The sequence below is a fragment of the Cellulomonas sp. IC4_254 genome (assembly GCF_011603975.1).
Taxonomy (GTDB): Bacteria; Actinomycetota; Actinomycetes; order Actinomycetales; family Cellulomonadaceae; genus Cellulomonas.
The window spans coordinates 1-11,005 of record NZ_JAANNB010000132.1; the positions used below are offsets into that span (position 1 = coordinate 1).

Below are 11,005 nucleotides of genomic sequence, written 5' to 3' on the forward strand. Positions count from 1 at the left end.
TGGCTGCACGCCCACCTCGCCGCCCACGCGGACGTCGCGGGTGCCATGGTCGGCCTCGCCGACCGGATCCGCGCCGCCGGCGAGCTCGTCCGGGACACCTTCGCGCGCGGCGGCACCCTCTACACGTTCGGCAACGGCGGCAGCGCCGCGGACGCCCAGCACCTGACCGGGGAGCTGGTCGGCCACTACAAGCGCGACCGCCGTCCGCTGCCCGCCGTCACGCTGAGCACCGACCCGACGTCGATGACCTGCATCGCGAACGACTACGCCTACGAGGACGTGTTCGCCCGGCAGGTCGAGGCGCTCGCGCGTCCGGGGGACCTGGTCGTCGCCTTCACCACGAGCGGCCGGTCCCCGAACGTCGTCCGCGCGCTGGCGGCGGCGCGCGCGAACGGCGCGACCACGCTGCTGCTGGCCGGGGGCGACGGCGGCCCCGCGCGCGAGCACGCCGACCACCTGCTGCTGGTGCCGTCGGCGGCGACGCCGCGGATCCAGGAGATGCACACCCTGGTGCTGCACGTGATCAGCGAGATGGTGGACGCGTGGGCGGCCGGCGAGCCGCCCACGGCCTGACGGGCCGGGAAACGGCCCGACCTGCGACGACCGCGACGGCGGAGGGTGGATCTGTGGACGAGGGCGTCCTGCTGCGACCGACCGGGTCGCTCCGGCCGGCGGGGTCCGCGTGGTCGGGCGGCGAGGGCCCCGTCGTGGGCCGCGTGCCGCACGTCGTCGAGGTGGTGCTCCCGGACGGCACGGTGCTCCCCGCGCCGGCGACCCCGGCCGGGCCCGGCGCGGTCGCCGGCGAGGCCGGGCCGTTCCGCGTCGTCGCCACCTGGGCCGCGCCGACCGCGTCCGGTCGGGTCGACGTGCGCCTCGACGTCGAGCACCGCGGCGACGCCGCGACCGAGGCGTGCCTGCGGTTCCGGGTGCACCTGCCGCCCGCGCCGGAGGCGCCCTGGTGGCTGATCCCGGGTGCGTTCTACGGCGAGAACCGGCCCGCGGACTGCGACCGGCCGTTCCCGCGGTTCGAGGTGGGGGCGGACGACCCGGCAGGGATGGTGAGCGACCGGTGGGAGCTCCGGGCCGACCGTGCCGCCACCCCGGCGGTGCTCGCCTGGGCCGGCCCGGGCGGGGTCGCGCTCGTCGCCCCGGAGTCGACGGCGCTGGGGATGACCGGCCTCGGCCTGGCGCACGACGCCGCCACCGGCGCCGGCAGCGTGCACCTGACGTTCCCGTTCCGCGAGGGCCCGGTCACCTACTACGGCTCGGCGACGCCGCGGCCCCCGGAGACGACGACGTACCGCTGGGCGCCGGACGAGCGGGTCACGGTCCGGTTCGCCGTGTACGCCACCGGCCCGGACCGGCACGCCTACGCGGCGATCCTGCGCGAGGAGCACGAGCGGGTCCGCGCCGGGTCGCCGCTGCGGCCCTGGGTCGGGGTGGCCGAGGCCGCCGACCTGGCCGCCGAGGGCCTGCACCGCTGGCACTACGCGGAGCCGGGCGTCCTGCTCGAGACCGTCGGCTTCGACCGCGAGGTGTCCGGGCGCGACGGCCTGACCGTCGACCGGCAGGCCATGCACGTCGGCTGGGTCAGCGGCATCCCGTGGGCGCACGCGCTGCTCGCGCACGCCCGCCGCCGCGGCTCCGAGCGCGCCGGGGCCGACGCCGCCCGGGTCATCGACTTCATCTGCGACCACCTGTCGCCCTCGGGCACCTTCTGGGGCGTCTGGTACGCCGAGCACGGCTGGTCGTCGAGCTGGTCGCGCACCCCCGGTGCGCTGCACTCCCGCACGCTCGCCGAGGCGACGCTGTTCCTGGCCCGGTCGCTCGAGCTCGGCGAGGACCTCCGGGCCGCGCACCCGGGCTGGACGGCGGCGCTGCGGTCGAACCTCGACGCGGTCGTCCGCCGGCAGCGCGCCGACGGCAACCTCGGCTCCACCCACCACGCCGAGACGGGCGAGGTGCTGTCCTGGCACGGGGCCGCCGGGCTGACCTGGGTGGCCGCGCTCGCCGAGGCGGAGCGCTGGGACGGCCCCGACGGCGCGGACGGCGCCTACCTCGCGGCCGCGGTGCGGGCCGGGAAGCACTACGCGGCGTTCGTCGACCGGGAGTTCCTGCACGGCGCCCCCGAGGACGTCGACCTCGCCCCGACCTCCGAGGACGGGTACGTCGCGGTCATGTCCTACGTCGCGCTGCACCGGCGCACCGGGGACCCGCGGTGGCTCGACCTGGCCCGGCGCGCCGCGGACTGGATGCTCACCTTCCGGTACTCGTACAACACCCGGTTCCCCGAGGGGACCCCGCTGGACGTGTACCGGTTCGCGACCCGGGGGGCCGACAACGCCTCGCCGTCCAACCAGCACCTGCACGCGTACGGCCTGGTGTGCACCCGGGAGCTCGCCGAGCTGTCCGCCGCCACCGGCGACCCGCACTACGCCGACCGCGCCGCGGAGACCCTCGCGTGCTTCCGGCAGCTGGTCGCGCGGTTCGACGGCGACTTCAACGCCTACCGGGGCATGACCTCGGAGCGGTACTACCAGACGGCCTGCTTCCAGCCGAAGGGCATGCTGCTCACGCTGAGCCACGCCTGGACCGGCGGCGCCCTGCTGCTGGCCTGCGAGCAGGTGCTCGCCGACCCGTCGCTCCTGCCCGACCCGGTCTGACGGCGCTGCACGCGCGAGGGGCCGGACCGCATCACGCGGCCCGGCCCCTCGCCCGTCGTCAGCCCTTGCGGCCCTGGGTCGCGACACCCTCGATGAAGTACCGCTGCCCGAACGCGAACAGCGCGAGCATCGGCAGCGTCACCAGCAGGGAGGCCACCATCACGTACTGGTAGTCGCCCTGGCCGCCGGCGGTGGGGCTGTACTTGGTCATCGCGTAGGCGATGCCGAGCGGCGCCGTGAACTCCTCCGGGCTGCCCGCGTTCAGGTAGATCAGCGCGGCCTGCAGGTTGTTCCAGGACGCCTGGAACTCGAACAGGAGCACGATGATGAACGACGGCAGCGACAGCGGGAACACGATCCGCCAGTACGTCCGCCACTGGTTCGCGCCGTCGATGCGCGCGGCCTCGAACAGCTCCCGCGGCAGGCCGAGGTAGAACTGCCGCTGCAGGAAGATGTAGAACGCCGACCCGAACAGGTTCGCGCCGAACAGCGGGACCCAGGTGCCGAGGAACCCGAGCTCCTTCCAGATCAGGTAGATCGGGATCATCGTGACCGCGCCGGGCAGCATCATCGTGGCCAGCACGAGCCCGAACAGGAACCCGCGCAGCGGGAACCGGAAGTGCGCGAAGCCCCACGCGACGAGCGACGACGACACCGCGACGGAGACCGCCGCGAGCACCGCGATGCCGACGCTGTTGACCATCCAGCTCCCGAGCGGGAGCTCGTCGAACACGCGCAGGTAGTTGTCCCAGTGGAACTCGGTCGGCCACAAAGAGTTGTCGAACACCTGGCCGCGGCCCTTGAGGCTCGCGGCGAGCAGCCAGGCGAACGGGTACAGGAAGACGAGCGAGATCACGACCAGCGCCGTGAGGACGAGGCCGCGGCGCACGCGGCGCCCGGTGCGGCCGCCGGGGCGGTTCTCGTCGAGCGGCGGCCGGTTCGGGTCGATCGGGCGGTCGCCCTGGCCCGTGGCGTCCTCCGGCAGGCCGGGGACCTGGCGGACGGGCGTGCTGGCGGTGCCGGTGCTGGCCATCAGTCCTTGCCCCCCTCGTAGTAGACGAACCGGTTGCCGAACTTCATCTGGATGGCCGTGATGATCATGATGATGATGAACAGCAGCCACGCCATCGCGGCGGCGAACCCGAAGTTGAACTGCCGGAACGCCTGCTGGAACAGGTAGATCGCGTAGAACAGCGAGGCCTCGGGGGAGGCGTTCGACTGGTCGCGCCAGAACAGCAGGTACGCCTGGTCGAAGACCTGGAACGCCGCGATCGACAGCACGATCACGTTGAAGAAGATGGCGCTGGAGATCATCGGCAGCGTGATGTTCCGGAACCGCTGCCAGACGCCGGCGCCGTCGAGCTCCGCGACCTCGTAGAGCTCGCGCGGGACGTTCTTCAGGGCGGCCAGGAAGATCACCATCGTGCCGGAGACGCCCCACAGGGTCATGAGCACGATCGACGGCTTGATCCAGGCCGGGTCGACCAGCCACTGCGGCCCCTCGATGCCGAAGATGCGCAGGAACTGGTTGATCGCGCCGCTGTTGCCGTTGAGCAGCAGGAAGAACACCGCCGCCGTCGCGACCGCGGGCGTCATCTTGGGCAGGTAGTAGACCGTCCGGAAGAACCCGGCTCCGCGGCCCGCCTGGTTGAGCAGCGACGCGAGGCCGAGCGCCACGAGGATCTCGAGGGGCACGGCGAGCACCGCGTAGAACAGCGTGTTCGCCAGCGAGGTCGCGACCCGCGGGTCGCTGAACAGCTGGGCGTAGTTGTCGAGGCCCGCGGGGCGGGCGGTGTTCGTCGCCAGGTTGTAGTGGCTGAACGAGATCACCAGGCTGTAGACCATCGCCCCGGCCGTGAAGACCAGGAACCCGACGATCCAGGGCGAGATGAACAGGTACCCCGTGAGCGCCTCGCGCCGGTTGTAGGGCACCTTGGGCGTGCGGCGCTTGCGCGCGGCGCGGGACGAGGGTGCGACGGCCGGAGCGGCGTCGGCTCTCAGCTGCGTCATCGAGGCCTCCAGTCGACCGTGGACGCCGGCGGGGAGGCCTGCCCAGCTCCCTCGCCCGACGGTGTGGCAACGATGCCACATGCCGCGACTATAGGTGTCGGGTGCGGCCGCCGCAAGGCTCCCGCGGTGCCCGCGACTCTCCTGCACGGGCGATATGTCCGGAGCGTGGCACGGTCCGGGCTCGCCCGCCTCCGGGGCGCCCGGCGTGCCGCCGCCCGGGTCAGAGGCGGTCGGCGAGCTCCGTCAGCGTCTCGGACGCCCCCGCGTCCAGGGTCAGCGTGGCCAGCGGGTCCCCGCGGGTCGCCCCCCGGTTGAGGATGACGACGGGCTTGCCCTCCTCCGCGGCGTGCCGGACGAACCGCAGCCCCGACTGCACCGTCAGCGACGACCCGGCGACCAGCAGCGCGTCCGCCTCGTCCACCAACGCGTACGCGTCCGCGACCCGCGGCCCGGGCACCGTCTCGCCGAAGTACACGATGTCCGGCTTCAGCATCCCGCCGCACGGCCCGTCGCCGCCGTCGGGGTCGGGCAGCCAGCAGTCGACGACCCGGAAGTGCGACGTCTGCTCGATGACCGCGTCCGCGTCGGGCGCGATCTCCACGTCGCCGACCGCCCCGACCTCCTCGGCGAACCCGGGGTTGGCTGCCTCCAGCCGCTCCGCGAGCTCGGCGCGCGTCACCGTGCGGTGGCAGCGCAGGCAGATCACCCGGTCGTACCGGCCGTGCAGGTCGATGACCCGGCGCGACCCGGCCTGCTCGTGCAGCAGGTCCACGTTCTGCGTGATGATCCCCAGCACGACGCCGTGCGCCTCCATCGACGCCAGCGCCCGGTGCCCCGCGTTCGGGTGCGTGCGGTGCACGTACCGCCAGCCCACGTGGTTCCGCGCCCAGTAGTGCCGGCGGAACCCCTCGTCCCCGACGAACTGCTGGTACGTCATCGGGTTGCGCGGCGGGGAGTCCGGCGACCGGTAGTCGGGGATGCCGGAGTCGGTCGACAGGCCCGCCCCGGTGAGCACCGTCAGGCGGCTGCCGCGGAGCAGCCGGACCGCGTCGTCGACCGTCCCCGGGTTCGGCCGGACGGCGTCGTGGAGGGGGATCGGCAGGCGCGGGGGTGTCACGTGCACCACGGTACGACTCCCGATGCGGGAGATCCGCCTGGGATCCGGTACTGTTCTGGCCCGAGGTAGCGTGTCCGAGCGGCCTAAGGAGCACGCCTCGAAAGCGTGTGTGGGTGAAAGTCCACCGTGGGTTCAAATCCCACCGCTACCGCTCGACGAGAGCCCCGCCGGTGTCCGGCGGGGCTCTCGTGCGTCCCGGGCGATCGCCGTCGCCAATGCCTTCCGCGTGGTCGGGAAGGGGTAGCCTCGCACTACCTAGTAAGCGGTAGGTAGCGGCCGCGCCCCGGCGCCCGCGCCCGCCGCGCCCGGGGCCGCCGTGGTCCCCGGGGACGACGAAGGGGAGTGTGCGATGCGGATCGCGAGCTGGACCAGCACGACCGAGCACGAGCGCTGGACCGACCTCGGGGCCGTCGATCCCGGAACGGTCGACCGGATCCCGGACGTGTTCGTGCAGCTGGACGACGAGCGCCAGGAGATCGAGGGCTTCGGCGCCACGTTCAACGAGCTCGGCTGGACCTCGCTGGCGCACCTGTCCGACGAGCAGCGCGCCGAGATCTTCCGCGAGCTGTTCGCCCCGGGCGTCGGGGCGGGCTTCACGATCGGCCGGATGCCGATCGGCGCGAACGACTTCGCCCGCGACTACTACTCCTACGACGACGTCCCCGGCGACTTCGACCTCGAGCACTTCAGCATCGCGAACGACCACGAGATCCTGGTCCCGTACATCCGGTCCGCGCTGGAGCACCAGGGGTCGCTGAAGCTGTGGGCGTCCCCGTGGGTGCCGCCGCAGTGGATGAAGACCAACGGCCACTACGCCTCGGTGCAGCCGTGGGTCAACGGCGTCGAGAACGGCCTGCGCCCGGACCAGGTCCAGGCCGAGGGCACGGACTCGTTCACCCAGGACGAGCGGCACCTCGCGACGTACGCGGCGTACTTCGGCAGGTTCGTCGACGCGTACCGCGACCTCGGCATCGAGATCGGCATGGTCATGCCGCAGAACGAGTTCAACTCCGCGCAGCCGTACCCGAGCTGCACCTGGACCCCCGCCGGCCTGGCCGCGTTCCTGCGGCACCTCGGCCCGGAGATGCGCGAGCGCGGCGTCGAGGTGTTCCTCGGCACCGTCGAGCGGCCGGACGAGGCCCTGGTCGACGAGGTGCTGGCCGACCCGGCCGCCGCGGAGGCCGTCTCCGGCATCGGCGTGCAGTGGCACGGCAAGTCGATCGTGCCGTTCCTCAAGAAGGACCACCCCGGCCTGCGGCTGTACCAGACCGAGCAGGAGTGCGGCGACGGCAAGAACGACTGGCGGTACGCCCGCTACGCGTGGCGGCTGATGCGGGACTTCCTGAACGACGGCGCGAACGCCTACCAGTACTGGAACCTGTCGCTGGAGCGCGGGGGCGTCAGCCGCTGGGGCTGGTCGCAGAACTCGCTCGTCGTGGTGGACCCCGAGGCGCGGTCGTTCGAGTACACCCACGAGTACTACGTGCTCAAGCACGTGAGCCACTTCGTGCGGCCCGGTGCGCGCCTGGTGCCGACGCTGAGCTACGCCGGCTACGAGAACCAGGTGGCGTTCCGCAACCCCGACGGCTCGCTCGTCGTCGTCATGCAGAACGACACCTCCGAGGAGATGCCGGTCTCGGTGCTCGTCGGCGACCAGGTCGTCTCGCCCGTGCTGCCCGCCGACTCGCTGAACACCTTCGTCCTGGAGGTCTGAGCCCCGGCGGCACCCGGGCCGGCGGACGCACTGGCGCGCCGGCCCGGGTGCCCCGAGAGTGGTCGCATGACCGTCGTGAACCCGCCTCGCGACCTGCGCGAGTACATCGAGTTCCTCCGAGACAGCGGCTACACGGTCCGGGACGGCCACACGCCGGACCCGGACCTCATCGACCCCCAGGGCAACCCGGTCTGGACCTGGCAGGAGGGGTACCCGTACCCCGACCTGATGGACCGCGACGCCTACGAGCTGGAGAAGTACCGGCTCCAGGTCGAGCTCCTGAAGTTCCAGTACTGGCTCGAGGACAACGACAAGCGGGCGATCGTCCTGTTCGAGGGCCGCGACGCGGCCGGCAAGGGCGGCACCATCAAGCGGTTCACCGAGCACCTGAACCCGCGGACCTCGCGGGTGGTGGCGCTGTCGAAGCCGAGCGACCGCGAGCGCGGCCAGTGGTACTTCCAGCGCTACGTGCAGCACCTGCCCACGGCGGGCGAGATCGTCATGTTCGACCGGTCCTGGTACAACCGCGCCGGCGTCGAGCGCGTCATGGGCTTCTGCACCGAGGACGAGTACCAGGCGTTCATGGCCCAGGCCCCGGTGTTCGAGAAGATGCTGGTCGACTCCGGCATCCACGTCACCAAGCTGTGGTTCTCGGTGTCCCGCAAGGAGCAGCGCACCCGGTTCGCGATCCGCCAGCTCGACCCGGTGCGCCGGTGGAAGCTGTCGCCGATGGACCTCGCCTCGCTGGACCGGTGGGAGGAGTACACCGAGGCCAAGGAGGAGATGTTCCGCCGCACGGACAAGCGGCACGCGCGCTGGACGATCATCCGGTCCAACGACAAGAAGCGGGCGCGGATCAACGCGATGCGGTTCTTCCTCGGCCAGTTCGACTACGAGGGCAAGGACCCGGAGGTCGTCGGCCGGCCGGACCCGCTGCTGGTGATCCGCAGCAAGAACGAGCCCGCGGACGAGTAGGGGCCCGGCGAACCGGCGTTGCCCGGGCCCGGCGCCACCGGGGATGCTGGTCGGATGGCCGGCGAACGGACGTACGCGATCCTGCCCTGCCCCGACGTCGACGACGCGGTCGCGTTCTACGAGGCGCTGGGGTTCCACCCGACGTACCGGCAGCGCCGGCCGAACCCGCACGCGGTCGTGCGGTGCGAGGACATCCAGATCCACCTCGCGGGCATCGACGGCTTCGACCCGGAGGGGTCCTACGCCAGCGTGATCGTCGTGGTGCCCGACGCCGAGGCGCTGTACCAGCAGTTCGCGGCCGGGCTGCGCGCGCGGCTCGGCCGGCTGCCGGTCGCGGGCGTCCCGCGCCTCCTGCGGCCGCGGCGCAAGCAGGGCACGACGACCGGGTTCACGGTGGTGGACCCCGGGGGGAACTGGCTCCGGTTCTACCGCGAGGCCGACGTCGAGGCGCAGGAGCCCGCGGCGACCGGGCTGGCGCGCGCCGTCGAGGTCGCGGCCCGGCAGGGCGACGCGCGCGGCGACGACGCCCAGGCCCTGGTGGCGCTCGACGCGGGGCTGACCCGGCACCCGGACGCGCCGGCCGACGACCGGGCCCGGGCGCTCGCGTACCGCGCGGAGCTGCTCGTGCGGCTGGGCCGGGTCCAGGACGCCGCCGCCACGCTCGCGGAGGCCGAGGGGCTGCCGCTCGGGGCGGCCCAGGCGGAGGCGGTCGAGCCGGACCTCGCCCACGCGCGGGAGGTCCTGGCCGGGGTCGCAGGCGGCTGACCCGGGCGGTCAGAACCGGAACGGGATCGGGATGCCGCCGCAGCAGCACACCCCGCGCACGTCCGACTGCGCCAGCATCCCCGCGGCCTGGTAGCAGGCGACGAACCGGGCGACGGTCGGGCGCACCCCCCGCAGCACGCCGCGGGCGACGACGGTCCGGCGGATGTCCTCGGAGCAGGACGTCCCGCCGTGCGCGACGCGGTGCGCGCAGGAGTAGCCCTTCCGGGGCGAGATCCGGCGCTGGTAGACGCGGATGAGGCGATCGGCGGCGGTGGCGGCGAGGCTCATCGCGTCACGGTAGGCCCGTCGTCCGCCGCGCGCGCGGCGGGCGCGTCGTGCGGTTCCGGGTGGCCGCGTCCGGCGATCGGGTGATGCGGGTGGAACCGCCCGCGGGGGACGGCGCCCGGCGCCTACCGTCGCGATGTGCCGACCCGTGGAGCGCGCCCCGCCGTCCTGCTCGCAGCCCTCACCGTCGTGCTGCTGCTGGTCGTCGGGGTGCTCGTCTGGCAGCGCAGCGGTCCCGGACCGAGCGGGGCTGAGCTCGCGCGCGAACCCGCGGTCGCCGCGCCCATGGCTGCCGTGGCGCTCGGTCGCGAGCACCTCGATCCCCGGCACGGCCTGTTCGGGGCGCGCGACCAGCACGGGCTCGCCCGGTTCGCCTACGAGGTCGACCTGGCACCCGACGCGGCGATACGGGCGTGGGTCGACGCGTACGGCGCGCGGTACGGCCTGCGCACCGCGGACTTCGACGGGCGTCCGATCGCCACCGGGTTCGTCGACGACATCGCCGTGGTGGTGCTGGCCGGGGACGACGTCTCGGTCCCCGAGGGCGGTCCCGACGCCCGCGCCCGCGGGTTCGCTCCGCCCGCTGCAGGCGGGACGGTGGTCACGGTCGAGGTCGTCCACCTCGGGGCCCTCGACGACCTCGGCTGAGCGCGCGTCGACCCCTGGTGGCTCCGCGCGCCCCCGGCGTAGCGTCGACGGTGCCGGAGCACCAGCCGATCGCACGAGAGGTGGAACTGCCGTGAGCATGATGATGGACATGATGAAGTCGATGCCGGCGGGCACGACGGGGATGGACATGACGTCGATGCAGCCCTGCATCGAGGCCTGCTCGGCCGCGGCGATGGCCGCCACCATGTGTGCCGACGCGGACGCCGGGGAGAACATGGCCCGATGTGCGTCCATGTGCGCGAGCACGGCGGACGTCGCGACCACGACGATGCGGATGATGATGCGGCCCGCGGGCTACGACATGGCCGCGATGTCGGCGATGATGCAGGCCTGCGTCGCCATGGGCGAGGCGTGCGCGGCGGAGTGCGAGATGCACGCGTCCATGTCCGAGCACTGCCGGATCTGCGCGCAGGCCTGCCGGGCGATGGTCGACGCGTGCCGCTCGATGATGTCGTCGATGGCCTGACCCGCCGGGGGTCGGACCGCTAGACCGACGGGCGCGCGGCGTACCAGACGCCGCCCACCGCCAGCAGCTCGGCGACCGGGTGCACCGCCACCGGCTCGCCGGGCTGCGGCGTCGCGCGCGTCGTGAGCACGCGCAGCCCGCCGTCGAGCAGGGCGACCGTCACCTGGGCGGCGCCCTGCTCGACGACGAGGCCGTCGCGCCAGGCGCTGGGGGAGGCGGAGGCGACGACCTCCTGGATGGGGAGGACGTCGACGCGGGTGTGCTGCGGCACTTCAGGCTCCTGGGGTCCGGCGGGGTGCGGGTGCGCTCACGCGCCGGGACCGGACGGGCCGGGGGAGCGC

Annotated in this window: 12 protein-coding genes and 1 tRNA gene; 8 read left to right on the forward strand and 5 right to left on the reverse strand. The window is 73.2% G+C overall.

Translation table 11 applies throughout. The features are described 5' to 3' along the window. Positions 1-45: 45 nt before the first annotated feature. Both G6556_RS12980 and G6556_RS12985 read left to right on the forward strand, forming a co-directional pair. Positions 46-573, forward strand: coding sequence for an SIS domain-containing protein (locus tag G6556_RS12980; RefSeq protein ID WP_240934473.1), 528 nt, complete (start codon positions 46-48; stop codon positions 571-573). Positions 574-626: 53 nt separating this feature from the next. Continuing rightward, on the forward strand, positions 627-2,663 hold the full coding sequence (locus G6556_RS12985) for a hypothetical protein (protein WP_205693438.1): 2,037 nt from the start codon (positions 627-629) through the stop codon (positions 2,661-2,663). 58 nt (positions 2,664-2,721) lie between these two features. Here G6556_RS12985 and G6556_RS12990 read toward each other — a convergent pair whose 3' ends face one another. From G6556_RS12990 to G6556_RS13000, 3 genes are all read right to left on the reverse strand, one after another. Further along, complete coding sequence (locus G6556_RS12990) at positions 2,722-3,696, reverse strand: carbohydrate ABC transporter permease (protein ID WP_166941990.1); 975 nt, start codon at positions 3,694-3,696, stop codon at positions 2,722-2,724. Next, complete coding sequence (locus tag G6556_RS12995; RefSeq protein WP_240934475.1) at positions 3,696-4,664, reverse strand: sugar ABC transporter permease; 969 nt, start codon at positions 4,662-4,664, stop codon at positions 3,696-3,698. Before G6556_RS12995 ends, G6556_RS12990 begins: the two co-directional genes overlap by 1 nt. Positions 4,665-4,893: 229 nt before the next feature. After that, positions 4,894-5,790 (reverse strand): Sir2 family NAD-dependent protein deacetylase, encoded by an 897-nt coding sequence (locus G6556_RS13000; protein ID WP_346774881.1) that lies wholly within the window; start codon positions 5,788-5,790, stop codon positions 4,894-4,896. 64 nt (positions 5,791-5,854) lie between these two features. Between G6556_RS13000 and G6556_RS13005 the strand changes: the two genes are divergently transcribed. From G6556_RS13005 to G6556_RS13020, 4 genes are all read left to right on the forward strand, one after another. Continuing rightward, a tRNA-Ser gene (locus G6556_RS13005) sits at positions 5,855-5,941 on the forward strand. Positions 5,942-6,139: 198 nt separating this feature from the next. Beyond that, the gene (locus tag G6556_RS13010) at positions 6,140-7,504 is read left to right on the forward strand and encodes a glycoside hydrolase family 30 beta sandwich domain-containing protein (protein ID WP_166941994.1); all 1,365 of its coding nucleotides are present in this window, start codon (positions 6,140-6,142) and stop codon (positions 7,502-7,504) included. A 66-nt stretch (positions 7,505-7,570) separates the two neighbouring features. Then, positions 7,571-8,479 (forward strand): polyphosphate kinase 2, encoded by a 909-nt coding sequence (ppk2, locus tag G6556_RS13015; protein WP_166941997.1) that lies wholly within the window; start codon positions 7,571-7,573, stop codon positions 8,477-8,479. Positions 8,480-8,533: 54 nt separating this feature from the next. Next, entirely contained in the window at positions 8,534-9,244 is a 711-nt protein-coding gene (locus tag G6556_RS13020; RefSeq protein WP_166942000.1) for a VOC family protein, read from the forward strand. Positions 9,245-9,253: 9 nt separating this feature from the next. Here G6556_RS13020 and yidD read toward each other — a convergent pair whose 3' ends face one another. Further along, positions 9,254-9,532 (reverse strand): membrane protein insertion efficiency factor YidD, encoded by a 279-nt coding sequence (gene yidD, locus G6556_RS13025; RefSeq protein ID WP_166942003.1) that lies wholly within the window; start codon positions 9,530-9,532, stop codon positions 9,254-9,256. A 135-nt stretch (positions 9,533-9,667) separates the two neighbouring features. Between yidD and G6556_RS13030 the strand changes: the two genes are divergently transcribed. Then, the gene (locus tag G6556_RS13030) at positions 9,668-10,177 is read left to right on the forward strand and encodes a hypothetical protein (protein ID WP_166942006.1); all 510 of its coding nucleotides are present in this window, start codon (positions 9,668-9,670) and stop codon (positions 10,175-10,177) included. 97 nt (positions 10,178-10,274) lie between these two features. After that, positions 10,275-10,664 (forward strand): aldehyde dehydrogenase, encoded by a 390-nt coding sequence (locus G6556_RS13035; RefSeq protein WP_166942018.1) that lies wholly within the window; start codon positions 10,275-10,277, stop codon positions 10,662-10,664. A gap of 19 nt (positions 10,665-10,683) precedes the next feature. Here the strand turns inward: G6556_RS13035 and G6556_RS13040 are convergent, their stop codons facing one another. After that, entirely contained in the window at positions 10,684-10,935 is a 252-nt protein-coding gene (locus tag G6556_RS13040; protein ID WP_166942009.1) for a nuclease, read from the reverse strand. Between the last annotated feature and the right edge of the window lie 70 nt (positions 10,936-11,005).